This is a genomic window from Glaciecola sp. HA4-3, assembly GCF_055693685.1.
In genome coordinates, this window is the sequence record NZ_CM146340.1 from 1,372,619 (window position 1) to 1,399,248 (window position 26,630).

Genomic DNA, 26,630 nt, shown 5'->3' on the forward strand with positions numbered 1-26,630 from the left:
CAATTAGAACAGTGACTTAAACAGAATTTCGACGGCTAAAGTACATTGATTTAATTGTGTTTTTACAGGTGACAAAAATTCTTTGTCAAAAATAAGCATGAAAGTGGTGTAAATTGTGCGCAATGATCTATATAATTCGCCCGAAAATTTTAACGAACCAATAAAGTGGAAAGCATGTCAGATTTAGCTCATTACAGAAATATTGGTATTTTTGCTCACGTAGACGCGGGTAAAACGACCACCACAGAAAGAATTTTGAAACTTACCGGTAAGATACACAAGACGGGTGAGGTACATGACGGTGAATCAACGACCGATTTCATGGAACAGGAAGCTGAGCGCGGAATTACTATCCAATCAGCGGCGACGACTTGTTTCTGGAATGACCATCGCATGAACATTATCGATACCCCTGGACACGTAGATTTCACTGTTGAAGTTTACCGTTCATTAAAGGTACTTGATGGTGGTGTAGGTGTATTCTGTGGTTCTGGTGGTGTTGAACCACAATCAGAGACTAACTGGCGTTATGCTAACGAATCAGAAGTTGCAAGATTAATCTTTGTCAACAAACTAGACCGTATGGGCGCAGATTTTTATCGCGTAACAAAGCAAGTGAAAGACGTGCTAGGCGCAAACCCGCTTGTGATGACACTTCCTATCGGGATTGAAGATGACTTTGTTGGTGTTGTAAACATCATTGAAAAGAAAGCATATATTTGGGATGACTCGGGTCTTCCTGAAAACTACACAGTTGAAGATGTGCCTGCCGATATGGTTGACAAGGTAGACGAATATTACGAGCAATTAGTCGAAACTGCACTTGAGCAAGATGATGATTTGTTGATGGCATACATGGAAGGTGAAATGCCTTCTGATGCAGATATCAAGCGTTGTATTCGTGAAGGAACTCGCAAGCTAGATTTCTTCCCTACTTACTGTGGTTCAGCATTTAAAAACAAAGGCGTTCAATTGATACTTGATGCTGTTGTTGATTACTTGCCTAGCCCAACAGAAGTTGACCCGCAAGAGTTAACTGACCCTGACACTGGTGAAGCGACTGGTGAAGTGGCGACTGTTTCGACAGACGAACCATTTAGAGCGCTTGCATTTAAAATAATGGATGACCGTTTTGGTGCGCTAACCTTTATTCGTATATATTCTGGTGTATTGAACAAGGGCGACACGATTCTTAATTCAGCGACAGGTAAAACTGAGCGTATTGGTCGTATGGTTGAGATGCACGCGAACGATAGAACCGAACTGAGCAAAGCACAAGCGGGTGATATTATTGCTATCGTGGGGATGAAAAATGTACAAACAGGTCATACTCTGTGTGATCCTAAACATGAGTGTACACTTGAACCGATGATTTTCCCTGATCCGGTAATTTCTATCGCGGTTGCGCCTAAAGATAAAGGCTCAACAGAGAAAATGGGTATCGCAATTGGTAAAATGGTAGCTGAAGATCCTTCATTCCAGGTAGAGACTGATGAAGACTCAGGTGAAACAATCCTTAAAGGAATGGGTGAGCTTCACTTGGATATCAAAGTCGATATTCTTAAGCGTACCTACGGCGTTGAGCTAGATGTTGGTCAGCCTCAAGTAGCGTACCGTGAAACGATTACTACTCCTGTTGATGATTCTTATACGCATAAGAAACAATCAGGTGGTTCTGGTCAATTTGGTAAAATCGATTATAAAATTAGACCTTATGAGCCAAACAGTGGTTTTGTATTTAATTCAACGGTTGTTGGCGGTAACGTCCCTAAAGAATTCTTCCCAGCAATTGAAAAAGGTTTCAAGGGCATGATGGGCGAAGGTGTTTTAGCTGGATTCCCTGTGTTAGATGTTGAAGTTGAGTTATATGACGGTGGTTTCCACGCAGTCGACTCATCGGCGGTAGCATTTGAAATCGCAGCCAAAGGCGCGTTTAGACAGTCTATACCTAAGGCTGGTCCTCAGTTAATAGAACCAATAATGAAGGTTGATGTGTTTACACCGGAAGATCATGTTGGTGATGTTATTGGAGATTTAAACAGACGTCGTGGTATGATAAAAGACCAAGAAGCTGGTGTAACTGGTGTACGCATCAAAGCTGACGTTCCACTGTCAGAAATGTTTGGTTATATTGGCCACTTACGTACAATGACTTCAGGACGTGGACAGTTCTCTATGGAATTTGCTCACTATAATCCATGCCCAAACAATGTGGCTGAAAAGGTAATTGAAGAAGTAAAAGCGCGTAAAGCTGCTAAGTAAATTACTGATCAGAACCCAAAAACCGGCTATCAGCCGGTTTTTTTTTGCTTAAGAAATAATGATTAGTTTGTTTTTAAGCCTTCTATCACCATTCTACTAAAGCTAATCAATTTTTTGTTTGAAGCATCAAGACTTACGTTTGTTTGAGCAGAGTTTTTACCTGATGCGTAAATATCTTTGTAGTAATGAGCGACAAACTGAGCTAAATAATCCCTGCTCGTTTGGCTTAATTCTGGAGATATTCGGTTTGTAAAGTCTTGTAGAGTTTCAGAGGTTTCTTTTTGATATCCATGCTTGGCAAGTTTTTGTAATAAATGGTCTGCAGGTGTGATTCTGTTCCTTGTAAACCATGTTTTATAGGGCATAAAAACGGCAATAAGGAATAAGCCTATACCTAAAAACGTCAATAAAATAAAAATCATAAAGTTTTTACCAGACGATGCGCCAAATAGCTCTTCAATTAAACTAGTCTGGCGTTCTTTATTAAAGCCCAAGACAAAATGATTCCAGTTATGATCAACTAGCGACATAAATTCATTAAAATCATCAAATAGCTGAAATTCGATAAAATTTCCGATTCCACGTTCAAATATTTCACTATCGTTGTCATTTAAAGATGATAATAGGCCCGCAAATGTGCGGTTAGGTGCAACTAGAGACGTGGGATCTAGTCTTATCCAACCTCTTTGAGGATGATATGCTTCCACCCATGCATGAGCATCAAATTGACGAATAGTTAGAATATTATCCCCTTGCTCTTCACCGCCTTGATAGCCTGCCACCATGCGAGAAGGAATACCTGCAAGCCTCAACATGTAGGTCATTGCAGAAGCGTAATGCGAACAAAATCCCTGTCTATATTCAAACAAAAACTGGTCAACTGGATTTGCTCTCATTAAAGGCGGCTTTAATGTGTATTCGAAGTTATTGTTTATAAAAACATTGTTAAGTGTTTCTATAGTTTCATCAAAACTCATATCATCGTTGATATTTTCAGACACCCAAGCCCTTGTTTCTGGATTGAGTTCTTTAGGCTGCTGTAAATATTTATCAAAGTCTTGTTCTTTTGGATATAGGCGTAGCGGAGCATCGATAAAAGAGCGAACAATATAAAGAGAAGAGTTCGTATTTACATTACGTGCGAATAATTGGTACTGACTATTCATGGTCACAGGTGTGTTAGATGTAGACATTTCTATGACGGGAACATCAAGTGAATATAGCCATCTTGTATTATTTGGCTCAGCAATGATTAGATATCTTAGATTTTCTGACCCGGCATCAATACCTCGTAAACTACCGCTTTTATAGTCTCTCCTAGAAATAGACCAAGACTTCCCATCAAATTTATCTAACACGATTGATCGCCAATAACGGTCTTGTGGTTTTGGTACAGTTCTATCAAATTCCGCTCTAAATACTAGTTCAGAAGACTGCGCCAAGTTTGCAATATCACCAGGGGAGACTATTTCAGATAAACCAGTCGTACTTCCTGAGCCCACACTTGCTTTCCAAAAGGGTTGAAATCTAGGAACAACAATAAATAAGGCGATTGCGATAGGCAAAGCTTGCAGCAAAAGTTTACCGCTATCTTTATAACTTTCTTTAACGCTAAGACTTCCTTTATTGAGCAAATACGCGGTGACAAAGGCAATCAGTATGCATACCGAATAATACATAACAATATAGAGGGTTTGATTAAAGATAAATCCACAGGCAATTAAAAACGTGATCACAATAAGAATTAAGTGAAAATCTGCTTTGTTGTTTAAATTAACGAGTTTCAAGCAACCGGCAACGATCAGTAAATTAACCATTGTGGAAAGCAATCCGTACTGGTTTGAGAAAAACAATAATAAAAGCATGCAAAAAACGGCGAGTAAGTTTAATGTACTTCCTTTTATTGCAGAACCTTGTTTTTTTACTCTCATACAGGTGATTGATACTGCACAAAACCATAGGACATACACCCACATCATGATGGATTCGTTAAGTGTTATAACCGTTAGACAAAACGATAGAATTAATGAACCACAGATAGGGATTGTTAATAAAGGATTCGAGTGATTAAACTGCGTCATTAGCTTCTGCGCTTTCAAATCGTGGAGCTTGATATAAAGCAAGTTGCTCTAGGCATACTTGAAGGTGCTTCTTGCCTTTATCCGGAAGGATTTTAGTCTCTCCTAAGTCCAGACCAAATACAGCTTGGTCTTTGTCGAGCTGTTGTACTTGAAAGCATAGCGCTTTTAGTGCTTTTTCTATGTCGAATCTTTCAAAGTCTTTTATGCTCAACCATCCAATTAAACCTTTTTGTTCGCCAAAGTTTTTAGTTAGTAATCCTTGACCTTTTGCAACGTGTTTCCAACTGATATGGTAGAGAGGATCAGTTGGTTGAAACTCTCGAATACCCTCAAGGTTATCTGAGACTTGTGATTGCTGCGCGCTCAAGCGTTTTGACTGGCCTACATTCTCTTTTTGTTGCAAATTTATGCCGTGTTTTTCCATGCTCGGGTAGACATAATAATCAAAATGCGGATAAAGGTGTGTCCAACATCTAAATAAGCCAAATGCGAAATTGTTTGAAATAGTAATTTGAGGGCATTGATAATACCCACGTTTATGCGCCGCAATTGGAATGAACGTCATATTATTGCTTTCATCTACATTATGGTAAACCGTTGTTTTATCTGCCACAAATGATAGAACGCCCCCATTATAGCGTTTTGTTGAATACACTTTGACGGGAAGTACAATTTCTCGGTTTTCAAAATTTGAATGAATATCTGAAAACTCTAGACGAAATTGAACAAAATAGAAAAATGAATGAAACATGCTCAGTAACATCAAACCAATAATGAAGTAGCAAAGCGCTAAAATGACATTATTTTGAAAGTTAGTACCTAACAGAAACATACAAAGAGCAATGCCTATACAAGACCAACCAAAAGTGGATGGTAATATAAACGTGTTCTTTGTATTTAATTGAAATACCTTATCTTTGGGTATTCGATTAATAAGCCAAGCCTTCTTCTTGGATTTGGCCCATTTTTTGATTCGAGTCATCACCAATAACATCTAAAGCTTAAGCCGCAATAGGGTCAACTTGTTGCAATAGGTGCTTGCTATAGCTTGTAGAACTCTGGGTCAAAAGTTGTCCTTTTAAACGATGCTCAAAAACGGCTTCAAGCACACGTTGGACGTCTTCTGGAATAACGTAGTCTCTTTGATTGACAAAAGCTGCAGCTTGAGCAGTTCGATATAATGCTTTTGTACCTCGTGGTGATATTGCATTAGGGAAGTCGCTCGATTCGCGCGTCATGTTGACTAACTTGAGTATATAATTGACTACAGCATCACCCACTTCAATATTGCATACTTTACTTTGCATAAGCGACAGTTGGTCTAAATCGATTACGGTCTTAAGGGTTGGCATATTGATGTCTTGTTCAAGCATTAAACGTTCAGATTCAAAATCAGGATATCCCAAAGATAGTTGCATATTGAACCTGTCTAACTGTGACTCAGGAAGAGGGTGAGTGCCTGCCTGATGCAAAGGGTTTTGACTAGCAATGACAAAAAATGGTGAGGGGAGTTCTCGAGTAACGCCATCTGTGGTGACTTGTTGCTCTTCCATTGCTTCTAAAAGGGCGCTTTGTGTTTTAGGGCTCGCTCGGTTTATTTCATCTGCTAAAACTAGCTGATTAAAAATAGGACCAGGGTGAAATCTAAATGATTGAGACGCGTTTTCGAAAATATTAACCCCTAACATGTCTGCTGGGAGTAAGTCAGAAGTAAATTGTATTCTAGAGTAATCTAAGCCTAAAACGCTTGCTAAGGACTGAGATAAAGTGGTTTTACCCATACCAGGAAGATCTTCAAGTAGCAGATGTCCGTCAGCAAGTAAGCATGTTAACGATAGCTCAATTTCGGTTTCTTTTCCCTTAAGAATTCGACTTATTTGGGTGATGCACTCTGCTATGTCTTTACGCATATTTGGCTAATCTCTTCTTATGAGGCTAAATAGTGATGCAATACGAAGATTACACGCATGATGTGATGATATAGTTTTTGAATACGTTTAGCTTATCAAAAAAGATACATAAGTATTGTAAATTCTCTTATTTTACACTTAACAAAAATAAACTATCGAAAAGCTCATATAAACTCACTTGTAGCACAAATGACTATTGCACAATGAAGGATGAATTGATATTTTCAAGTCCATCAAACGCTTGCATTAAGTTACTCAAATACATACGTTTTAAAATTATCTAAGGAAATGAAGATGTCACTTCACGTCAATGCTGGGAAAAAAGCACCTCAATCTGATTTAATCAATGTGGCTAAACTCATTGCTGATTATTATAGTTTGTCACCGGATGTAAGTATCCCTGAGCAAGCTGTCAGTTTTGGTACATCAGGGCACAGAGGTTGCGCATCGAGCGCAAGTTTTAATGATCTTCATATTGCTGCAATTTGTCAGGCACTAGCAGAACACAGGCAAAGCAACAAGATTAATGGTCCTTTATTTATGGGCAAGGACACCCATGCTTTATCGGAGCCCGCTATGATAACAGCGATAGAAGTGCTTGTTGCCAATGGCGTACACCTTGTTATTCAATCGCAAAATGGCTTTACGCCTACGCCTGTTATTTCCCATGCGATCGTAAAATACAATAAAGAAAACACTCATCGATTATCGGATGGCGTTGTAATTACACCTTCCCACAATCCACCATCAGATGGCGGGTTTAAATACAATGAATATCATGGTGGGCCTGCACAAAGTAATGTGACAAGTGCAATTCAAAATAGAGCAAATGAAATCATTCTTAAGGATGAAAAGATAAAGCGCATCAGTATAAGCAAAGCAATGGTGAGTGATTTTCTATCTGAGAAAGACTTTGCACTAGATTATATAAACGAGCTTGATCAAGTGATTGATATGAAAGCAATTTCTGATTCAAAGCTGCGCTTAGGTACTGACCCTCTAGGAGGCTCTGGCCTAGCCTATTGGGATAAAATTGCTGAGCGTTACAACATCAATGTCAACGTAGTAAATAAGCAACTTGATCAACGTTTTGCATTTATGCCATGTGACAAAGATGGAAAAATAAGAATGGATTGTTCCTCAGCGTTTGCGATGAGTAATTTAATTGATTTAAAAGATGACTATGACCTTGCATTTGGAAATGATCCAGATTTCGATAGACATGGCATCGTTGCTCCGTCATCAGGTTTGATGAATCCCAATCATTATTTGGCGGTGGCAATTAACTATTTGTGTTCTCACCGTAGTCAGTGGAGTAACTCTTGTTTAGTCGGTAAAACGCTTGTTTCTAGCAGTATGATTGACAAAGTAGTTAATAAACTAAATCGTAAACTAGTTGAGATGCCTGTTGGCTTTAAATGGTTTGTCGATGGTTTATCCAAACGAAACATTGGTTTTGCCGGTGAAGAGTCAGCTGGTGGCATTTTTCTTAAACGAGATGGTACTACATGGGCGACTGACAAGGACGGTTTTATTATGTGCTTGTTAGCCGCTGAGATGACGGCAAAAACAGGGCAAGACCCTTAGTGAGCAGTATAACAACTTAACAAAAGAATTCGGCAGTCCTTGCTATACACGCATTGATGTGGCGGCGAACTTGCAACAAAAACAAAAATTGTCATCCATGTCGGTAAACGATCTTAATGCAAAGGAAATGGCGGGTGAAGCCATCGTTAGTAAACAAACCCATGCGCCAGGTAATAATGCTGCGATAGGGGGGCTGAAAGTGAGTACGCAAAATGGGTGGTTTGCTGCTCGGCCATCTGGAACGGAAAACGTTTACAAAATTTATGCAGAAAGTTTTACAGGCGAAGAACATTTGAATGCAATAATAAAAGAAGCTAAAACGCTTGTGAATAAAGTGATAGAAGGCTAAATATTAAAATACATAAGCATTAATGTTAAAAGTTTGTTATAAAATTTAAATATTTAGGCTTATATTCTATTTCGTTCTTAAAAATTAACATAAATTTTACATACATACGTATGTTATCCATGTAATTTGATAGAGAAATAGATTTTGCTGTAATAGACTTATCCCATGATCACCAAAGGGATATTATTGTGGCTAAAACTGATAACAAAGCAATTCAGACAAAAAGTCGACGTGTAAACGCTAATCGCAAAACATCTAACTTATTAACACCTGCACTGGATAAAAAGGCGTTTAAAGAAGCTGTTATTAAGCAGCTGCACTGTACCTTAGGTACAGATGAAAACAAAGCTGATAACCATGCTTGGTTTAAAGCAACCAGCGCTGCAATTCAAGAATTAGTCTTAGAACGTCTGCGAACGACTCAAAAAACACATTATATGAATGATACAAGGGCGGTCCACTATTTCTCAGCTGAGTTTCTTATGGGGCGCTTGTTATCTAACAACATGCATAACTTTGGTCTTTTTGACGTTGCTAAAGATGCACTCAAAGAACTAGGTTTAGAGCTTAGCGACGTGTTAGAGGAAGAGCCTGATATGGCACTGGGTAATGGTGGGCTTGGCCGTTTAGCGGCATGTTTCATTGATTCGCTTGCGACAAAAGAACTACCAGCCATTGGCTATGGTATTCATTATGAGCATGGTCTTTTTCGTCAAGAGATCAAAAATGCTGAGCAGATAGAGCGCCCGGACAGTTGGCGTGATTACGGCAATCCATGGGAGATATGTCGTCCTGAATCTATACAAGAAGTCCCCTTATATGGTTATGTGGAAACCAAATATGGGGATGGTGGAAAAATAACCAAAGAGTGGCATCCTGGTTCGATCGTCAAAGGTGTTCCTTGGGATATCCCTGTTGTAGGTTATGGTGGCAACACAGTGAATGTCTTGCGCCTTTGGCAAAGCCAATCATCAGATTACTTTAATTGGGATGTTTTTAATGCTGGAGGATATGTTGATGCGCAGCGCGAAAATGTTCAAGCTGAAACAATTTCTAAAGTGCTTTATCCAAATGATGAGACTCAAGCTGGCAAAGAACTTCGCTTAATTCAGCAATACTTCTTTAGCGCATGTTCCTTAAAAGACATCATAAGACGCTACAAACGCGCCCATGGTGATGATTGGAGTCGTTTTGCCGAACAAGTTGTTATTCAATTGAACGACACACATCCAGCTATCGCAATCCCTGAGTTGATGCGTATTCTTGTTGACCGTGCGCACTTAGATTGGGACAAAGCATGGGAAATTTCTAGCAAGACCTTTGCTTATACTAACCACACCTTATTGCCTGAAGCTTTAGAAAAATGGCCTGTTAGGATGATTGAAAAAATCCTACCAAGGCACATTGAAATCATTTATGAAATCAATCACCGATTCATGCAAGAAGTAGAGAAAAAGTGGCCCGGTGATAATGCTATGAAAGCAAAACTATCAATCATTGAAGAAGCCGGTGAAAAAATGGTAAGAATGGGAAATCTTTCTGTTATCGGTTCGTTTAGAGTCAATGGCGTAGCACAAATCCATTCAGCTTTGGTCAAACAGAATTTGTTCCCAGAATTTGATGCATTGTATCCTGATAAGTTAACTAATGTTACCAATGGTGTAACGCCGCGGCGCTGGTTAAAAGCGTGTAATCCATTGCTGTCAGAGTTAATCAATAAAAAAATTGGCACAGATTGGCCAGTGGATTTAGATAAATTAGATGGGCTTTGTGCTTTTGCAAGCAATAAGACCTTTCAAAATCAATTTATGAAAGTAAAGCAAAAGAATAAAAACGCGCTAGCATTAGATATTAAGCGTTTAACTGGAATAGATGTTAATCCCAACGCCATTTTTGATATTCAAATAAAGCGATTGCATGAATATAAAAGGCAGCATTTAAACCTGCTACATATTATGGCTTTGTACCGTCGACTATTAGAAAATCCAACATATGACATACATCCACGTGTGTTTATATTTGGAGCAAAAGCGGCACCAGGTTATGCGCTAGCGAAAACGATTATTTTTGCCATTAACAAAGTTGCAGAAAAAATCAATGCGGACAATCGTGTTAACCATAAGATTAAAGTCGTCTTTTTACCTAACTATCGGGTGTCACTTGCAGAGAAAATGATTCCTGCGGCAGATGTTTCGCAACAAATATCAACTGCAGGAAAAGAAGCATCAGGCACTGGTAATATGAAGCTAGCCTTAAATGGCGCAGTGACTATTGGGACATTAGATGGCGCTAATATCGAGATAGCCGAAGAAGTAGGGGATGACAATATCTTTATTTTTGGTAAGACAGTTGAGCAAGTAAGTGAATTACATCAACAAGGCTATAACCCGTATGACTATTATTATCAAAATAGCGAGATTAAAGCAGTTTTAGATTGGTTAGACAGCGATTACTTCACAACAGGTGAACCAGAGTGCTTTATCATCTCTCAAAGAAAGCATGCTCAGTGGGGGAGACCCTTACCTTGTTTTAGCTGATTATGAGTCATACAGCGATGCAAATATAGCCTTGGATCTTGCTTACAAGGATAAAGCAAGATGGGCTGAGATGGCGATTAGAAATACCGCTAAAATGGGTAAATTCACATCAGATAGGTCTGTTTCTGATTATGTTGAACGAGTATGGAGTCTAACGCCTTGTAAGGTGACTTAAATATTGACGATAAATCGACACTAACTTATTAAAAAAGCCAGATTTTCTGGTTTTTTTAATAAAGAAAAGTAAAGGATTAACGATAACTATGTATAAGAACTGATAACTTCATCGTTAATTTTTTAAGAGTAAGTGTTTATATGTCCGTAAATCAGGTCACGCACCTTTCTGAGATACCTAATCGATATCACTTTATTGAGATCATCGATGCGATCGCCCAACGTGAAGAGCGTTTTAGTTTAATGCTGCTTGACGTTATGCGTTTTTCAGACGTATCTGCTACTTACGGACACGAATCTGGCGATGGCGTTTTGTTACAAATAGTTAATCGTATCAATCTTATTTTTAGTAATGCGATTGCTGTTGGACGAATCAGTGGCGATATATTTGGAGTGGTATTTTCGCATGCCATAACCGACACCGCGATAAGAGATGAATACACAAAACTATTTAATCACTTTAAAACGCCGCTTATGGTCAACGAAACAGCTTTTATTGCTGATTTCAATGTCGGTGCTTCTGTAAGAAAAAACCCTGCTTCAAACGTCAATAATATAATTTCCTTAGCCGAAACCGCATTAAAAAAATCAAAAGCGAATCGACATGAAAACTTTACTGTTTTAAACGATGACACACAAGAATTCACGGGCAGAGGGCTCACTTTAAAAGCTGATCTTTCAAGGGCACTAAAAGAAGATGAGCTTGAGCTGTTTTTTCAAGCCAAGGTTGATTTTAATGATACAAGTATTATCGGTGGAGAGTGCTTACTTAGGTGGAATCACCCCTTAGATGGTGTAGTGTTCCCTGGCACATTACTAAAAGCCGCAGAGTCATATAACATGATGAATGAACTTGGCTATTGGACGATTGAAAGTGCCATAAGTGCGATAGCAAAAATTAATAGTTATGGCTTTGATATTTGTATCTCCGTTAATATGTCTCCGACGCAATTGTACGACCCTCACTTAACATCAAATCTAAGTAATTTGATCTTAAAATATGACATTAACCCTAAAATGTTAGAGATTGAGTTAACCGAAGACGTTGCTTTGTCCAACTCAATCTTAGTCAAACGTCAATTATCTCAAATCGCGGATATGGGCGTATCAATATCAATGGATGATTTTGGTAAAGGATACTCTAACTTAAGTTTTATCAGAGATATCGCCCTAAGTGCGATTAAAATTGACAAAGCCTTTGTGATGGAGCTGCATAAATCGCCTGTAAATGGCGCCATTGTTGAGGCAACCAAAATCATCTGTGATGCAAAACATTGTGAGACATATGCAGAAGGTATTGAGACAGTTGAACAACTAAATATGTTAAAAAGTATTGGCGTTGATAAAGGGCAAGGCTTTTTGTTTTCAAAGGCGGTGCCAATTGATACTTTCTTACTGCAATTACGAATTGGCAATTTTGCCCACGTCCTAAACTAAGTTTGAGTAAACAATCAGACTTAGGTCTGGTATTATTCTTCACAAATAAAAAATATCGCCATTCGGATTTTATTTGTGATCAAGACTTCTTCTCAAGACACTCAAAAAAAGCAAGGTATTATAGAAGCTATTACTAAAGACTATTTAGCATATTTGTTAGACACTCAGTCTCAGACCATGCCGATGTCTTTTGTATTGCCAAATGGAGTTGATGTTTCACTTATCGATGAAGGTATTATTGCGTTTAACGCCAATATGCGCGATAAAAACAAGAAAAGTATAATCTTATCTTGTGGCGTGCATGGCAACGAGACAGCACCAATTGAGATATGCAATGAACTAGTTAATTTGTTACTCAATCAAGTGTTGATGCCGACACATCGATTACTGTTTATATTTGGCAATATTCCCGCTATGAGAATAGGCGAGCGGTTTGTAGAGGAAAATCTTAATCGGCTTTTTAGTAAAAACATTAAGACTTCGAGCATTGAGGGGGAAAGGGCGCAAACACTTATGAGTGCAGTTGAGCGCTTTTTTGATGAGCAAACAACTCAAGAGCCTACGTCAAGCTGCAACGATCATAAGATTCACTATGATTTGCATACAGCAATTCGACCATCAATCAATGAAAAGTTTGCCGTTTATCCATTCTTACATGGTAAAACTCATAGTAAAGAGCAACTTGCTTTTTTATCAGATAGCGGTGTTAGTACAATTTTGCTATCACAAAGTCCAACCGCGACCTTTAGCTACTTTTCATCATTTAATTATAACGCACACGCTTTTACGGTTGAGTTAGGTAAGGTAAAACCCTTTGGGCAAAATGAAAAATCTAGATTTACTGCTATTTTCGATAATTTAAAAGACTTAATTTCGCAAGACTCGCTCAATATTTCTGCTAACAACACAAACACCTTGGAAGTGTATACGGTTAATCAAGTCATCGATAAACAAAAAGAAGATTTCACCCTGCATTTTAGCGACGATATTGCAAATTTTACCCAATTTGCAAAGGGCACCATACTAGCGAGTGAAAGTGGACAAGAATATATTGCACAATATGAAGGCGAAGCGATTGTTTTTCCCAATGCCAAGGTCGCGCTTGGACAACGAGCACTGTTAACGGTTATCCCTTATGAGCTTTAAATTAGATAAAGCACTGGAAAAGGACAGTGAGTTAATACTAGAGATAAATTCCATCCAAATACGGCTTCATAATGATGCGAGATATCCTTGGGTTTTGTTGGTGCCTATGCAAAATAATATCACCGAAATGCATCAATTAGCCCCAAACGTGCAAGAAAATATGCATCAATTAATACGCGTTTGCAGTATTGCGCTTGAAGAGCTTTTTCGACCTGACAAACTCAATACAGCGTGGATTGGAAACATTGTGAAACAATTACATATCCATATTGTGGTACGTTTTAAGTATGATGATGCTTGGCCAAATCCGATTTGGGGTTTTGGTAAGCCTATGTCATATGAACCAGCAAAGCGTGCAGCAATGATGGTAGATATAGCGCGAATAATTAGACATAAACTAGAGGGACAAAACATATGTTAATTACTACTACCAATAGTATTGAAGGTAAAAATATAGAAGCCTATTACGGCGTTGTTATTGGCGAAGCCATAATGGGGGCTAATGTTTTTAAAGACTTATTTGCATCAATTCGAGATATTGTGGGCGGTCGCTCTGGTGCATACGAGGCTGAATTAACTAAAGCGCGTAAAATTGCATTTGATGAGATTCAAAAAGAAGCACTTTCCCTAGGTGCAAATGCGGTCGTTGGTGTTGACTTAGATTATGAAGTCGTTGGCCAAAATGGCAGTATGTTGATGGTAAGCATCAGTGGCACTGCAGTAAAAGTTTCACAGTAATGGTATGCACGGATATGCCTTAATGGCATGTCCTTTTATTGAGCCTATCGTTTATTTATCTTTATTCTGTTTTTGCTTTAACGCTTCCGCTTCTTCTTTACTCAAAGAATTAAAGTCCTTATCACTATTTTCTTCTGCGTCGTCATAGGATGCTTTGTTTTCAAAGTTATCTGGAAACTTAAATGGTTTATTACTGCGTAATAGCGCAGTGATGTTACCTAGAATAATTGCCAGTACAACAACAATAATAATAACAACGGTGGTAGTGCTAAATTGCATAATAAATGACCTAACATATTTGATATTGTTGATTATACGCCTTTATTTAAGGTATATCTGTTAAATAATAATGGTAAATTTTCTAAAATAAGGTCTTTACCCAAAATATCATTATTATTTAGTAAGTTATGAAGTTGTTTAATGTCAAATTGGGTAACTATTTGGTCAGCCAGTTTTTTATATGATAGGTGCCAAGGCTCACTTGAAACGCCGCCATTATAATTAGCATAGGGAAGATAAAAACCATAGTTTTTGGCATTGGCTCTTAACCAAGCCGCTAGTGCCTCGCAGGGTCCGCCTGCTTGGTACTCTGCAGGCACTAACGTAAACTCATGATCTTTGGCCAATATATTTGATTTATCAAAAACGTCTAAATCAGTGCCCCAATGGTGGCGACTTGCACCGGGTAATGCAGACCAGAGCATAATCGCATGTATTTTCTGAATATCGTCAAGCGATGACACTGCAAGTTCTTGATCATGTATGTCAAACAATGGGAGCCTACCTGACCATTTTTTATTCCAGATTAGGCTTTGTCGTTCAAAGTTTCGATGGCTACTGCAAATCTGAAGGTCAAGACCAAAGGACTTTGCCGCTTTTTGCATGGTAAAGAATTGAGTAGCGACTTCAGACACTAGTTTGTGTTGCTCGTCCACACTCACCAAGTGGTCTTCGTGTAAACCCATGATCTGTTCTTGGGTAAGCTTAAACACAAGGTATCTCCATAGCCTTTAATTGGCTAAAAGTTCAACGAGTATTTGATAATACACTTTTTCAAGTTGTTGAACATTGCTTATATTAACGCGTTCGTCAATCTGGTGAATAGTATTGTTTTCAGGTCCCAGCTCTACAACTTGCGCGCCTGTTGGTGCAATGAATCGGCCATCAGAAGTGCCTCCAGCCGTGCTCAACTGAGTTTCAAACCCAAGTATTTCTTTTATACTCTTTTGGCAAGCTTCTACAAGGTTTCCTTGTGCAGTTAAAAATGGTTCGCCGTTATACGTCCACGAAATGTCATAATTTAATTGATATTTTGACAATATTTCTTGGGTTTTTGTGACTAACTCTTGCGCGGTAACTTCAGTTGAATACCTAAAGTTAAATATAATATCAACATTTCCAGGAACGACATTGCTGGCGCCAGTACCGGCATTTATATTTGAAATTTGCATACTGGTAGCAGGGAAAAACGCATTCCCTATGTCCCAAACAGTAGTGCTTAATTCTGCTAGAGCAGGAGAAACCTTATGTATAGGGTTATCAACAAGGTGAGGGTATGCAACGTGTCCTTGTTTGCCTTTTACCGTTAGGTTCGCGGTTAAAGAGCCTCTGCGCCCGTTTTTTATGACGTCACCGGTCTTTAATGTACTAGAAGGCTCACCTACAATACAGTAATCAATCTTTTCACTTCTGGCTTCTAGTGTATCAATAACACGGGTGGTCCCATTGATAAATGGACCTTCTTCGTCACTGGTTATCAAATACGCTATTGAGCCTTTGTGGTTGGGAAAGTCAGCGACAAAACGTTTTGTTGCTACCAACATTGCCGCCAGGCTTGCTTTCATATCAGCGGCGCCTCTTCCATATAAAAAACCGTCTTTTTCAGTCGGCGTAAAAGGAGCAAAGGACCATTTCTCTAATGGCCCTGTGGGCACCACATCGGTATGCCCAGCAAAGCAAAAAACAGGTTTACTAGTCCCTTTTCTTGCCCATAAGTTGGTAGTATCTTCAAACACCATCGTCTCGTTAGTAAAGCCGCTTTCCGCCAGTAAGGACTTCATTAAATCTTGGCAACCAGCATCATCAGGTGTAACAGAAGGCTTTTCAATAAGCGATTTGGTTAAACTAATTACATCAAGCAAGATTGAAAAACTCCTCGTAAAGTGCAGGCTTAAATCCGACAATTATTTTGTTATCAAGACACAGTATGGGTCGCTTTATCATTGAGGTATGCTCACATAAAATATCAATTATTGTCTGCTCATTGATACTCGTTTTTATATCATCAGGCAATTTGCGATAAGTCGTTCCACGTTTGTTAAGGACCGTATCAATACCAAATTCATCTATAGCCGTTTGCAATACTGCTTTATCGGCAGGCGCCTTTTTGTAATCGACAAACTCAAAGCTTAAGTCTTTTTCGTTTAGCCAAGATTTTGCTTTTTTGATGGTATCGCAATTGGCGATGCCGTACATAACTATCATATTAGCCCCTAAAAATGTTCATTAATATTGTTAACTACTAAATATTAATCAGTAAACTGATATCCTGATTTTTTTAATGCCGTAACGGCTTGATTAAGTTGATCTTGTTTGACTAATACGAAGTCAGTATCAAAGGTAGAAACGACAAAAATACTTACTTTTGCATCCGCCAACACTCCGCTTATTTGAGACATTATGCCAACTAACGATAAGTTGAGCGGTCCAAGTAGTTCCAAGACTCTCCAATCATAGTCAGTCTCTATAGATGGCAAAGAGACCGATTGTGGAAGCACAATGCTCAATTCATCCAGTGTTTTACCAATAAAAAAGATTTCACAGGCTAACACTGCTGATGGAATGCTCTGCGTCCCATCAAGGCTATGAATGGCGAACGTTTCTCTTAGCACCTTAAGTGTTTGTTTAGACATAACCTCGCCTTTAATGCTTGGAAAATAAAAATATATTGCGCCACAATGATAAAAGCTTATCCACTTATTCTGTGGATAAGTCTGTGTGTTACCTACTAGTAAGTAAATAAGAGCTTGAATAATATACCAAAAGCACATTGATTATAATACAGTCAAACACTGATTATTGTTCCTAATTAATAGTATTTATTTGTGCTTAGATATGATTATTTGTCATACTTTATACCCTTGATGAATTATAATTATAAAACATGTCACCATTATCAATCTTCGCTGGGAAAACAGCATTAAAACGAATTAAAGAAGAAGGGTTCATACCTGATTTATTTTCAGCTTTTTTAGGCGCAAGTGGTGGTCCTAAATGGTTTGTACTATATGGCCTTGATAAGGTTATTTTTAACGAGTTTATGCATCGTCGAACAAAGTCGATAGATATTATAGGCACATCTGTCGGGGCGTTTAGGGGAGCTTGTTTTGCTCAAAACGACCCTGCTGCTGCTATTGAACGCTTGGCGAATAACTACGCTAATACAATATATTCTGCAAAACCAAGTGTAGCTGAAGTGACTCAGAAAGGGACACTATTGTTATCAAAAATGCTTGGGACTGATGGTGCGATGCAAGCGACACAGTCAACAAACAAAAATTTACATATTATGATCGCTAAATGTCATGGCTTAGTGTCAAGCGAAAATAAGTTTGCACTTATGAGCGGGCTTGCTCTTGCTGCAGCTCGCAACGCAAGGGGCAGACAATATTTGTCTCGGAGTTTTACACGTTTAGTAGCATCAAGTAGGCAAACAGATTTTTCTTTTAGTGAACGCACGCCAATCCCAACTGAATTTGCCAAACTCAATTACAAAAATTTACCCAGCGCCTTAATGGCAACGGGGTCAATTCCTGCGGTGATTGAAGGGGTGAGTGATATACCCGATGTGCCACAAGGGATGTATCGAGATGGAGGGATAATTGATTATCATTTTGATATGAAGTTCCACACCCCTGACTTAGTTCTTTATCCTCATTTTTATAGTACGCCAACGCCTTGGTTGGTTTGATAAATCGCTTAAATCTAGACAATGTCATCCTGATAGCTATGATAATGTGGTATTGATTTCGCCAAGTGCTGAATTTGTAGACACTTTGCCTTACAAAAAAATCCCTGATCGTAAAGACTTTCAAGCACTTGATGCACAAACTAGGATCAAGTATTGGCAAGTTGTAATGCGCGAATCTAAAAGGCTGGCAGAAGAATTTTTAAAAATCGTTCAAAGTGAATCACCAGAAAAACACGTCAAAGAGCTACACTTAGCTAGATAGTTGTTAAAAACACTTGCGATCATTAAAAGGCATCGTTAATATACGCGTCGCATTGATGTTATGCGTCTATAGCTCAGTTGGTTAGAGCGCTACCTTGACATGGTAGAGGTCACTAGTTCGAATCTAGTTAGACGCACCAATTCTCTTTTAATGCATTTCTTACTTTGAATTCTAACAATAATCATCTTAGTATATCTGAATGGTTATTACTGTGTATTTGTGTATATGAAAACTCTCGTCATTACTGGCGGTTCGTCTGGAATAGGGCGAGCTACTGTTGAACTATTTTTGTCTAATAATTATCAAGTCTTTAACTTAGATTGTAATTCAGGTGATATCCTTGATAGCAAATTTTATCAACTGTTGAAGTGTGATATTACCAATCAACGCGATGTTACTGACGCTTTTAAACAGATCCCTGAAACACTTAAAATAGATGTTTTCATCTCTAATGCCGGTATACATTTCTCGGGTAATATGGAAAACACCCAATTAAGTGACTTTGAACGAGTATTTAATATTAATGTTAAAGGGGCTTATTTTGTTTCACAATTAGTATTGGCTCGTATGCGTCAGTATGAACAAGGAAGTGTCATTTACATGGGCTCGGACCAATCGCACATCGCCAAGCAGAATTCATTTGCTTACAATTTATCAAAGCACGCGATTGCATCAATGGCAAAAACGACGGCATTAGACTACGCACAGTACAATATTAGGGCGAACGCTCTTTGCCCAGGAACAATCGAAACGCCTTTGTACCATAAGGCAATTAATCAATATTGTGAGCGCTCAGGTGATATCGCTGCACATGTTCATGAACAGGAAGCCCAACTTCAGCCTTTGGGTCGCTTAGGGCAGGCAAAGGAGGTTGCAGAATTTGCGCTTTTTTTGGCTAGTGATAAAGCACAATTTATCACAGGGTCGCTGCAGATGATTGATGGCGGCTACACAGCTCAATAATTGTATGCAAAAAATTATTGACCCTCATGTCCATTTTATTAACCTTGATAAAGGAAAATATGAATGGTTGAGCAAAAGCAAAGCGCCTTTTTGGCCAGATAAACATCTCATTGCCCAAAACTATGGATATAAAGATTTGCAAATGCCAACGGGGCTTTCGCTATTCTCATTTGTGCATATAGAAGCGGGATTTGATAATCATGCGCCTTATAATGAAATCAACTATTGGAGTGAGCAGGCTCAGCAAAACAATCAACATAAAGGGCACTATGTAGGGTTTGCAGATTTGCTTTGCTCTTCGGTAGATTTTGCAAATGAGTGTACAAAGCTATCACAAACATCACTTCTTGTTGGTCTACGGTATATCATTGACGATGATTTCGCTGAAATTAGCAACAATAGTCTACTTTTAGACCGCGTTAGCCGAAATTTGGCATACATTGAAGAGCTTGGTCTTATCTTTGAGCTACAGATGGATCTTACAAACGAAGCCATTGTTAGTTTATTTATTCAATGTTTGCAGCAATCCAAACGTTTAAAAATAATCATTAATCATTGCGGCTTCTTGCCTCTAGGTGCCAAATTAAATTCGTATAAGCAACAAGTTAAACAATGGCACATACACGCTCGAATGTTCGCTCGATATGAGCACTGTTTTATCAAGTGCAGTGGTTTTGAGATGCAAAATAGGCTTTATACTTGGGATGATGTCTTGCAACAAATAGATACTTTAATTGATGTTTTCGGCGAAGATAGAGTTGTTTTAGCGAGTAATTTTCCATTGACATTATTGTCAAAACCGTATGAAGAATACTGGACTGGCTTGCTAAAATGCGTAAAACGATATAGTAGACAAAAGCATGATGATCAGCATAGCGAAATACGACTAATCAACAAACTTTGCTTAGAAAATGCTCAAAAAGCCTATTGTTTGAAACGATAAACGCAGAAGCGTTTATCGTCTGGAAAATACTACTTAACAGTTACATGGGGAGAACGCATTACGATTTCATCGTTAAGGTCGATCCCTAGTCCCGGTAAATCTGGAACTTTGAAGACGCCATTTTTAGGCTGATAGTCTTGCACACATAGTTCACGATTCCAGTGTTTGATGGCGTAAGTATGATGCTCATGTATTAAAAAATTAGGAATCGCAGCTTCTAATTGCAATGCAGCTGCGGTTGCAACAGGCCCACCACAGACATGAGCTTGAATTCTGATATCGTAGACATCGGCATAGTCACACACTTTCTTTGCTTCAGTAAAACCTCCACATAAACCAACATCGGGCTGTAAAACATCGATAGATTGATCCTCAAAATATGGTCGAACATCCCACCGATGATACAGTCTTTCGCCTCCAGCAATAGGCACATTTACCTTATCAGCCACTTTTTTATGCACTGCAGAATTCAAATAATTAACGGGTTCTTCAAACATCATGCAGCCAACTTCTTCAATAATACTGCCCATTTGAATCGCTGAAGCACACCCCATCAAAGAATGTGCTTCAAAAATAATATCGACTTCATCACCAACTTCTTTTCGTATAGCACGAAGACGGTCACCAAATAATTTCATTTGCTTAGGCGTAAACAATTTTGTTCTGTCAAAGCTCGAATCACCATTTTCGTCATACACGATGGGGTCAACTTTTACCGCGTCATATCCCTCAGACATAGCCTTTGCAGCAGAGCGAGCATAATCGTCAGGTGTTAGCATTTTTACGCAATCTTGACTCCAATCAAATTGTAACTGACTAGCATAAGTGCGCAGGTTGTCGTTTGTTTTACCCCCTAATAGCTTATAAACAGGAACATTAAGGGCTTTTCCTTTTATATCCCACAGGGCAGTGTCAATGGCGCTCATCGCAGCATAAAGTACTGGTCCACCTCCTAAGCCCCAAAAGCTCTCTCTTAACATCCGAGACCAAAGTAGTTCAGTTTTAAATGGATCAAAGCCGATTAATACGGCTTCAGCAATTTCTTTAATCATGGCAGCTGCAGCGCTGTGTCCCCAATCGTAGGCTAGACCAGCTTCCCCTACGCCATGAATACCTTCATCGGTATGTATGCGAACAAAAATAGGGTTCCATGGCGGACGCTCTGGACAGTGGATATCAAAAATTTCAACGTGGCTTATCTTCATGTAACATTTTGCCTTAGTTATTTATCAAAATCTGGATATAGACGTTTTACACGCCTAAGCATAGCTGGCCATGCTTTTTGGCCGCCAGTAAGTCCCGTATGTACGACGTTTGCTTGCGCTTTTATGCCTGCAATGACAGAATCATCAACCTTAACAATCTGATCAGCTGCATGCTGAAGCTTTACTTGTATTTCACACGCTTTCATCAAATCATACATGTGCATAAATGCGTCGCCGATAGTCATACCCATAGTTAATGCGCCATGATTTCTTAAAAGCATAAAATTAGCGTGTCCGAGATCTTGTTGTAAGCGGGTTATTTCCTCATCATTTACGGCTAATCCTTCATATTCATGATAGCTCATGCTCGCTAGTGCAAAAGCAGCATATTGAGAATAAGGAAGTAAGCCGTTTTCACAACTTGCAACGGCTATCGCGTCTGTATTGTGCAAATGCATTGCACATTGTTCTTCAGGGCGAGCGATATGAACGGCGCTGTGGATTGTGAAACCAGCAGGATTTATATCGTAAGGACTATTAGCATCAAGTTTATTACCGTCAATATCAATTTTTACTAAATTAGAAGCATTGATTTCTTCAAAGCTCAAGCCAAATGCATTGATTAAAAGTGACTCTGTGCCGGGAATACGAGCCGATACATGTGTGTAAATCAAATCATCCCATTGGTGCAAGTGTAATAAACGATAGCAAGCAGCTAAATCAACTCTAGTTTGCCACTCAATATTAGACACCTTATTGCGCAAGTCTAGATGAGGTAAATCGTACACGATAGATTCCTATATTACTTTTGTTTTTATTCTCAACTTTTCGTGGATGTTAGCACCAATATGCGTTCGAATATATGCATCTTTAATGCTAAGTTATCTCGCAACGCTATTAGTATTTTCTAATTGCATAGTCCAAATACCTCTTGCCATAATTCAATATGCGACTTCATTGCTTTTCTATAATCTTGATGACCTTCAATAAGGTGAGTATCAATAAATTGTTTATAGTCATCTGGAAAATGAGGATGCGTCAGCATCTTCTCAACAACAGGTGTGATTTGATAATGATAGCGGTTCAGTTGTGAGCCTAAAGGTTGAATTTTGTCAGCAAATAGACTTGTAAAGATGTTTCGCATGATCATTATTTCGTCTTGCTTGGTAACTGAATTGCATTGTGCGTCTTGCAAATATGTTTTGAGCAGCTGTGAGGATTGATTTAAATATGAGCTAAGTAAAGTTTGTGTGCGCCACATGCGTGCTAATAATCTTGATTGAGCTAAGACTTTCAAGTGTTCCTCTAGATCACTTGGAGAAAACGTATCACTTGTGAGGCTGTTACCAATGTAGTAGAGCGCTTGATAGCTTAGCTGGAACTCATCGCTGGGTTCACCTGATATAAAATCCGATGCGCTAGAAAAGTGCAGATAAATTTCGTCTGATTGAGTAAGCATATTCATCCAGACAATTGAAAGCTGTTCTTGTTTCAAAGAGCGCCAAGTTTGAAGTTTTTTCGCCAGATCAAGTTGTCTATTATGTTTGCTCTTGTCCTCTTTTGCTCTGTGGGTTATATCAACTAAAATGGCTTCACACTCAATCATTGCGTCAATTAAATCTTTTTCGTAAGAGAATCGTTTTGATGGAAGTTGCAGCTTTCCTAGCGCGGTATTACGCTGCGCAATAATTTGCTTAAGTGGGCATGCTTCAAATGCATAGAACTCTCGCAAATTGATAGAGATAGGACTAAGTTTACGTTCTAAACTTGTTTTATCAGGCGCAAGCAAACGTAAATCAGGCTTGGGTGTTTGCCATGATTGATTAGTAAAACTTGCTAACCTTTCGCTATATTTATCTAAATCAGATTTTACACGCTTGTTATCGTTGCAGGCACTTACAGTAAAAATGACAAGCAGTATAATAAGAAATCTGGGTTGAACCATGCCAACATAAGCCTCTAAGTAATGAAATGCTTATATGGATACGCAGCTAACAGTTTAATTAGCTCACTTTATGAGGATTCTTCATTGTTGAGCGATACTTGGATTGCAAGATTAGGCAGTATGTCGGTATAATCCACGCTCTTTTATGCGATGTATTTACGTCTCTATTACTTTCACTAAACAAGTGGCGCTTGGTAGGCGTCACCACTGTAAGGAATCTTATGCCTGTAATTACTCTTCCAGATGGTAGCCAACGCTCCTTTGACAAGTCTATTTGTGTTCTTGATGTGGCCAATGATATCGGCCCTGGTTTAGCAAAAGCCACCGTAGCTGGGCGCGTAGATGGCAAGTTAGTAGATGCGACTGATGAAATACATCATGATGCTAATTTACAAATAATTACGACACGCGATGATGAAGGTTTAGAGATTATCAGGCATTCTTGTGCGCATTTGCTAGGGCATGCCATTAAGCAGTTATACCCGAATGTTAAAATGGCAATTGGTCCCACAATTGATAACGGGTTTTACTACGACGTTGATTTGGAAGAGCCTCTTAATGATGAGGCACTTGTTGCGCTTGAAAAACGCATGCTGCAATTAGCGAAGACAAACTATGATGTAGTTAAGAAAGTAGTGACATGGCAAGAGGCGCGTGATGTTTTCGAACAAAGAGGCGAATCTTATAAAATAGAAATATTAGATGAAAATATAGAAAAAACAGATAAGCCTTAGTCTATATCATCATCAAGAATATGTTGACATGTGCAGAGGTCCACATGTGCCAACAATGCGTTTTTGTCATCATTTTAAGTTAATGAAGGTAGCTGGCGCATATTGGCGAGGTAACGCTGATAACAAGATGCTTCAACGTGTTTATGGAACAGCTTGGGCTGATAAAAAGCAATTGAAAGCATATCTTAATCGTCTGGAAGAAGCTGAAAAAAGAGATCATCGAAAAATTGGTAAAACACTTGATCTGTTTCATTGGCAAGAAGAAGCACCGGGTATGGTGTTTTGGCATAACGATGGTTGGACAATATACACTGAACTAGAGCGATTTATGCGCCTGAAGTTACGTGAATATGGCTATGACGAGGTAAAAGGTCCGTTAATGATGGATAGAAGCCTTTGGGAAAAATCTGGTCACTGGGATAAATATGCTGAAAACATGTTTACAACGGAGTCTGAGAAACGTGAATACGCTATAAAGCCAATGAATTGTCCTGGGCATGTGCAGATATTTAATCAAGGTTTAAAATCATACAGAGATTTACCATTAAAAATGGCTGAGTTTGGTTGTTGTCATCGTAATGAACCTTCGGGTGCCTTGCATGGATTGATGCGTGTGCGCGGCTTTACGCAAGATGATGCGCATGTGTTTTGTACAGAAGAGCAAATACTTGATGAAGTTAGTGAATGCATCAAGATGGTATATGACACGTATTCAACATTCGGATTTGAGAAAGTAGCAGTGAAATTATCTACTCGCCCAGAAAAGCGCGTAGGAAGCGACGAAATTTGGGATAAGTCAGAAAAAGCCTTGGCAGATGCCTTAGGTAAAAACGATATTGAATTTGCTTTCCAACCGGGCGAGGGTGCATTTTATGGCCCTAAGATCGAATTTACACTTTACGATTGTTTAGATAGAGCATGGCAATGCGGAACAGTACAATTAGATTTCTCCATGCCTGTAAGATTAGGCTCGACTTATGTTGCAGAAGACGGTGAAAAGAAAGTACCGGTGATGATTCATAGGGCTATATTAGGGTCAATTGAACGCTTTATTGGAATATTAACAGAAGAGTACACAGGTGCTTTTCCTACTTAGCTCGCGCCGAATCAAGTGGTGATTGCTAATATCACTGACTCTCAGTCCCAATATGTGGCAGACGTTGCTAAACAGCTTGCTGTTGAAGGTTTTAGGGTTAAACAAGACGTTAGAAACGAAAAGATTGGCTTCAAAATACGCGAGCACACTCTTAAAAAGACGCCTTACATTTTAGTGGTTGGCGACAAAGAAAAAGAATCTGGCTGTGTAGCTGTCAGAACGCGTAAAGGAGTTGATTTAGGGAGTATGCCGGTTGCAGAATTCATCGAATTATTGACAAACGACGTAAAAACTAAAAAAATTCAATAGCACTACGGTGTAGAATAGGTATAATACGCGAAATTATGGGTGAAAGATGGGTGAAAAACACTCGATTTCGTCTATAATTATCTTTTAAATGCTTGGAGGAAATACAAATTAAAGGCGCTAGTAATAAATCTCAGGGCGACAAAGCCCGTATTAATGAAGAAATTACCGTTAATGAAGTACGTTTAGTAAAAGCCGACGGCGAACAAGCCGGAGTTGTCTCGACTAACGAGGCAATGGCACTTGCTGAAGCTGATAGTTTAGATTTAGTTGAAGTTAGCCCTAATGCTAATCCTCCAGTCTGTAAAATTATGGACTACGGCAAATTTTTGTTTGAAAAGAGTAAAGCTCAAAAAGAACAAAAGAAAAAACAGAAGCAAATTCAGGTCAAGGAGATTAAATTTCGCCCTTAGCACTGATGAAGGCGATTACCAGGTAAAACTGCGCAACCTGCGTCGCTTTCTAGAAGGTGGAGATAAAGCTAAAGTCACGATTCGTTTCCGCGGACGTGAAATGGCTCACCAAGAGATTGGCATCGACTTGCTCAATAGAGTGAAAACCGATTTAGAAGAGATTGCAAATGTTGAATCTTTCCCAAACCGTGTTGAAGGTCGACAAATGATCATGGTTCTTGCACCTGTTAAGAAGTAGTTAAGGTTTACAAGTATTTAAGTCTGCACAACTTACATCACCTTGCTGCAAATACTAACCGCTTGCCAAATAGACTTATTAATTAGTCGGCAAGTCACAACAATGCGGAGTTTTAGCAATGCCTAAAATGAAATCAAATAGCGGCGCTCAGAAACGTTTTCGTAAAACGGGTTCAGGTCGCTTTAAAAGCAAACAGTCACACTTGCGTCACATTCTGACCAAGAAGTCTACTAAGCGTAAGCGTCATTTGCGTAGTAAGAAGTTAGTTCACAAGAACGATACTGCACTTATTCAACGCATGTTGCCGTACGTATAACACAGCATTTAGGAGACT

23 protein-coding genes, 1 tRNA gene and 3 pseudogenes are annotated in these 26,630 nt (G+C 38.9%); 16 read left to right on the forward strand and 11 right to left on the reverse strand.

The features are described 5' to 3' along the window. Positions 1-174 precede the first annotated feature (174 nt). Positions 175-2,262, forward strand: a complete 2,088-nt coding sequence (gene fusA, locus ACZ1G6_RS06525) for an elongation factor G (RefSeq protein WP_472618564.1) — start codon at positions 175-177, stop codon at positions 2,260-2,262. 62 nt (positions 2,263-2,324) lie between these two features. Here fusA and ACZ1G6_RS06530 read toward each other — a convergent pair whose 3' ends face one another. From ACZ1G6_RS06530 to ACZ1G6_RS06540, 3 genes are all read right to left on the reverse strand, one after another. After that, a complete protein-coding gene (locus tag ACZ1G6_RS06530) occupies positions 2,325-4,343 on the reverse strand; it encodes a transglutaminase TgpA family protein (RefSeq protein WP_472618565.1) in 2,019 nt (672 codons plus the stop codon). Further along, the gene (locus ACZ1G6_RS06535) at positions 4,330-5,175 is read right to left on the reverse strand and encodes a DUF58 domain-containing protein (RefSeq protein WP_472618566.1); all 846 of its coding nucleotides are present in this window, start codon (positions 5,173-5,175) and stop codon (positions 4,330-4,332) included. The genes ACZ1G6_RS06530 and ACZ1G6_RS06535 overlap by 14 nt, the downstream gene beginning before the upstream one ends. A gap of 169 nt (positions 5,176-5,344) precedes the next feature. Beyond that, positions 5,345-6,253 carry an AAA family ATPase gene (locus tag ACZ1G6_RS06540; protein WP_472618567.1) on the reverse strand — a complete coding sequence of 303 codons (909 nt, stop codon included), beginning with the start codon at positions 6,251-6,253 and terminating at the stop codon, positions 5,345-5,347. A gap of 294 nt (positions 6,254-6,547) precedes the next feature. On the opposite strand from ACZ1G6_RS06540, the pseudogene pgm reads away from it, so the two are divergent. The 6 genes and pseudogenes from pgm to ACZ1G6_RS06570 all read left to right on the forward strand — a co-directional run bounded on the left by pgm (position 6,548) and on the right by ACZ1G6_RS06570 (position 14,221). Next, positions 6,548-8,189: pseudogene (gene pgm, locus ACZ1G6_RS06545) on the forward strand (phosphoglucomutase (alpha-D-glucose-1,6-bisphosphate-dependent)). 275 nt (positions 8,190-8,464) lie between these two features. Then, positions 8,465-10,901: pseudogene (locus ACZ1G6_RS06550) on the forward strand (glycogen/starch/alpha-glucan phosphorylase). Positions 10,902-11,041: 140 nt separating this feature from the next. Beyond that, positions 11,042-12,337, forward strand: a complete 1,296-nt coding sequence (locus ACZ1G6_RS06555; RefSeq protein ID WP_472618568.1) for a putative bifunctional diguanylate cyclase/phosphodiesterase — start codon at positions 11,042-11,044, stop codon at positions 12,335-12,337. 75 nt (positions 12,338-12,412) lie between these two features. Beyond that, positions 12,413-13,483 carry a succinylglutamate desuccinylase gene (gene astE, locus ACZ1G6_RS06560; protein ID WP_472618569.1) on the forward strand — a complete coding sequence of 357 codons (1,071 nt, stop codon included), beginning with the start codon at positions 12,413-12,415 and terminating at the stop codon, positions 13,481-13,483. Then, entirely contained in the window at positions 13,473-13,904 is a 432-nt protein-coding gene (locus ACZ1G6_RS06565) for an HIT domain-containing protein (protein WP_472618570.1), read from the forward strand. The genes astE and ACZ1G6_RS06565 overlap by 11 nt, the downstream gene beginning before the upstream one ends. Then, positions 13,898-14,221, forward strand: coding sequence for a heavy metal-binding domain-containing protein (locus ACZ1G6_RS06570; protein WP_472618571.1), 324 nt, complete (start codon positions 13,898-13,900; stop codon positions 14,219-14,221). Before ACZ1G6_RS06565 ends, ACZ1G6_RS06570 begins: the two co-directional genes overlap by 7 nt. Before the next feature lie 51 nt (positions 14,222-14,272). Here ACZ1G6_RS06570 and ACZ1G6_RS06575 read toward each other — a convergent pair whose 3' ends face one another. Genes ACZ1G6_RS06575 through ACZ1G6_RS06595 form a run of 5 tightly spaced genes read right to left on the reverse strand, consistent with a single transcriptional unit; the run spans position 14,273 to position 17,133 of the window. Next, positions 14,273-14,500, reverse strand: a complete 228-nt coding sequence (locus ACZ1G6_RS06575; protein WP_472618572.1) for a DUF2897 family protein — start codon at positions 14,498-14,500, stop codon at positions 14,273-14,275. Positions 14,501-14,532: 32 nt separating this feature from the next. Beyond that, a complete protein-coding gene (locus ACZ1G6_RS06580; RefSeq protein WP_472618573.1) occupies positions 14,533-15,213 on the reverse strand; it encodes a M15 family metallopeptidase in 681 nt (226 codons plus the stop codon). Between the two features lie 18 nt (positions 15,214-15,231). After that, positions 15,232-16,365 (reverse strand): succinyl-diaminopimelate desuccinylase, encoded by a 1,134-nt coding sequence (dapE, locus tag ACZ1G6_RS06585; protein ID WP_472618941.1) that lies wholly within the window; start codon positions 16,363-16,365, stop codon positions 15,232-15,234. Further along, positions 16,355-16,705, reverse strand: coding sequence for a Spx/MgsR family RNA polymerase-binding regulatory protein (locus ACZ1G6_RS06590; RefSeq protein ID WP_472618574.1), 351 nt, complete (start codon positions 16,703-16,705; stop codon positions 16,355-16,357). The genes dapE and ACZ1G6_RS06590 overlap by 11 nt, the downstream gene beginning before the upstream one ends. A gap of 44 nt (positions 16,706-16,749) precedes the next feature. After that, entirely contained in the window at positions 16,750-17,133 is a 384-nt protein-coding gene (locus ACZ1G6_RS06595) for an ACT domain-containing protein (RefSeq protein WP_472618575.1), read from the reverse strand. A gap of 251 nt (positions 17,134-17,384) precedes the next feature. On the opposite strand from ACZ1G6_RS06595, the gene ACZ1G6_RS06600 reads away from it, so the two are divergent. From ACZ1G6_RS06600 to ACZ1G6_RS06620, 5 genes are all read left to right on the forward strand, one after another. After that, positions 17,385-18,191 (forward strand): patatin-like phospholipase family protein, encoded by an 807-nt coding sequence (locus ACZ1G6_RS06600; protein WP_472618576.1) that lies wholly within the window; start codon positions 17,385-17,387, stop codon positions 18,189-18,191. Positions 18,192-18,237: 46 nt separating this feature from the next. Beyond that, complete coding sequence (locus ACZ1G6_RS06605; RefSeq protein WP_472618577.1) at positions 18,238-18,453, forward strand: hypothetical protein; 216 nt, start codon at positions 18,238-18,240, stop codon at positions 18,451-18,453. A gap of 62 nt (positions 18,454-18,515) precedes the next feature. Continuing rightward, positions 18,516-18,592: transfer RNA gene (locus ACZ1G6_RS06610), tRNA-Val, on the forward strand. Between the two features lie 86 nt (positions 18,593-18,678). After that, a complete protein-coding gene (locus ACZ1G6_RS06615) occupies positions 18,679-19,416 on the forward strand; it encodes an SDR family NAD(P)-dependent oxidoreductase (protein ID WP_472618578.1) in 738 nt (245 codons plus the stop codon). Between the two features lie 4 nt (positions 19,417-19,420). Continuing rightward, complete coding sequence (locus ACZ1G6_RS06620) at positions 19,421-20,359, forward strand: amidohydrolase family protein (RefSeq protein ID WP_472618579.1); 939 nt, start codon at positions 19,421-19,423, stop codon at positions 20,357-20,359. A 29-nt stretch (positions 20,360-20,388) separates the two neighbouring features. On the opposite strand, the gene ACZ1G6_RS06625 is transcribed toward ACZ1G6_RS06620, so the two are convergent. The 3 genes from ACZ1G6_RS06625 to ACZ1G6_RS06635 all read right to left on the reverse strand — a co-directional run bounded on the left by ACZ1G6_RS06625 (position 20,389) and on the right by ACZ1G6_RS06635 (position 23,509). Then, on the reverse strand, positions 20,389-21,564 hold the full coding sequence (locus tag ACZ1G6_RS06625; protein ID WP_472618580.1) for a mandelate racemase/muconate lactonizing enzyme family protein: 1,176 nt from the start codon (positions 21,562-21,564) through the stop codon (positions 20,389-20,391). Positions 21,565-21,581: 17 nt separating this feature from the next. Continuing rightward, a complete protein-coding gene (locus tag ACZ1G6_RS06630) occupies positions 21,582-22,352 on the reverse strand; it encodes a class II aldolase/adducin family protein (protein WP_472618581.1) in 771 nt (256 codons plus the stop codon). A gap of 119 nt (positions 22,353-22,471) precedes the next feature. Beyond that, a complete protein-coding gene (locus ACZ1G6_RS06635; RefSeq protein ID WP_472618582.1) occupies positions 22,472-23,509 on the reverse strand; it encodes a DUF3080 family protein in 1,038 nt (345 codons plus the stop codon). Positions 23,510-23,730: 221 nt separating this feature from the next. On the opposite strand from ACZ1G6_RS06635, the pseudogene thrS reads away from it, so the two are divergent. The 4 genes and pseudogenes from thrS (at position 23,731) to rpmI (ending at position 26,612) form a co-directional block, all read left to right on the forward strand. After that, a pseudogene (gene thrS / locus ACZ1G6_RS06640) lies at positions 23,731-25,648 on the forward strand (threonine--tRNA ligase). A gap of 92 nt (positions 25,649-25,740) precedes the next feature. After that, positions 25,741-26,058 (forward strand): translation initiation factor IF-3, encoded by a 318-nt coding sequence (gene infC, locus ACZ1G6_RS06645; protein ID WP_472618583.1) that lies wholly within the window; start codon positions 25,741-25,743, stop codon positions 26,056-26,058. Beyond that, on the forward strand, positions 25,979-26,296 hold the full coding sequence (gene infC, locus ACZ1G6_RS06650) for a translation initiation factor IF-3 (RefSeq protein WP_472618584.1): 318 nt from the start codon (positions 25,979-25,981) through the stop codon (positions 26,294-26,296). The genes infC (ACZ1G6_RS06645) and infC (ACZ1G6_RS06650) overlap by 80 nt, the downstream gene beginning before the upstream one ends. Before the next feature lie 118 nt (positions 26,297-26,414). Next, positions 26,415-26,612 (forward strand): 50S ribosomal protein L35, encoded by a 198-nt coding sequence (gene rpmI / locus ACZ1G6_RS06655; RefSeq protein WP_472618585.1) that lies wholly within the window; start codon positions 26,415-26,417, stop codon positions 26,610-26,612. Positions 26,613-26,630 lie beyond the last annotated feature (18 nt).

Excerpts from the sequence above, each read along its gene's own strand:
- ACZ1G6_RS06635 (WP_472618582.1), bottom strand. The coding sequence starts at position 23,509 with ATGGTTCAACCCAGATTTCTTATTATACTGCTTGTCATTTTTACTGTA.
- ACZ1G6_RS06530 (WP_472618565.1), bottom strand. The coding sequence starts at position 4,343 with ATGACGCAGTTTAATCACTCGAATCCTTTATTAACAATCCCTATCTGT.
- ACZ1G6_RS06590 (WP_472618574.1), bottom strand. The coding sequence starts at position 16,705 with ATGATAGTTATGTACGGCATCGCCAATTGCGATACCATCAAAAAAGCA.
- rpmI (WP_472618585.1), top strand. The coding sequence starts at position 26,415 with ATGCCTAAAATGAAATCAAATAGCGGCGCTCAGAAACGTTTTCGTAAA.
- ACZ1G6_RS06575 (WP_472618572.1), bottom strand. The coding sequence starts at position 14,500 with ATGCAATTTAGCACTACCACCGTTGTTATTATTATTGTTGTTGTACTG.
- ACZ1G6_RS06600 (WP_472618576.1), top strand. The coding sequence starts at position 17,385 with ATGTCACCATTATCAATCTTCGCTGGGAAAACAGCATTAAAACGAATT.
- ACZ1G6_RS06615 (WP_472618578.1), top strand. The coding sequence starts at position 18,679 with ATGAAAACTCTCGTCATTACTGGCGGTTCGTCTGGAATAGGGCGAGCT.
- fusA (WP_472618564.1), top strand. The coding sequence starts at position 175 with ATGTCAGATTTAGCTCATTACAGAAATATTGGTATTTTTGCTCACGTA.
- ACZ1G6_RS06535 (WP_472618566.1), bottom strand. The coding sequence starts at position 5,175 with ATGTTTCTGTTAGGTACTAACTTTCAAAATAATGTCATTTTAGCGCTT.
- ACZ1G6_RS06565 (WP_472618570.1), top strand. The coding sequence starts at position 13,473 with ATGAGCTTTAAATTAGATAAAGCACTGGAAAAGGACAGTGAGTTAATA.
- ACZ1G6_RS06620 (WP_472618579.1), top strand. The coding sequence starts at position 19,421 with ATGCAAAAAATTATTGACCCTCATGTCCATTTTATTAACCTTGATAAA.
- ACZ1G6_RS06570 (WP_472618571.1), top strand. The coding sequence starts at position 13,898 with ATGTTAATTACTACTACCAATAGTATTGAAGGTAAAAATATAGAAGCC.
- ACZ1G6_RS06595 (WP_472618575.1), bottom strand. The coding sequence starts at position 17,133 with ATGTCTAAACAAACACTTAAGGTGCTAAGAGAAACGTTCGCCATTCAT.
- ACZ1G6_RS06555 (WP_472618568.1), top strand. The coding sequence starts at position 11,042 with ATGTCCGTAAATCAGGTCACGCACCTTTCTGAGATACCTAATCGATAT.
- ACZ1G6_RS06540 (WP_472618567.1), bottom strand. The coding sequence starts at position 6,253 with ATGCGTAAAGACATAGCAGAGTGCATCACCCAAATAAGTCGAATTCTT.
- ACZ1G6_RS06625 (WP_472618580.1), bottom strand. The coding sequence starts at position 21,564 with ATGAAGATAAGCCACGTTGAAATTTTTGATATCCACTGTCCAGAGCGT.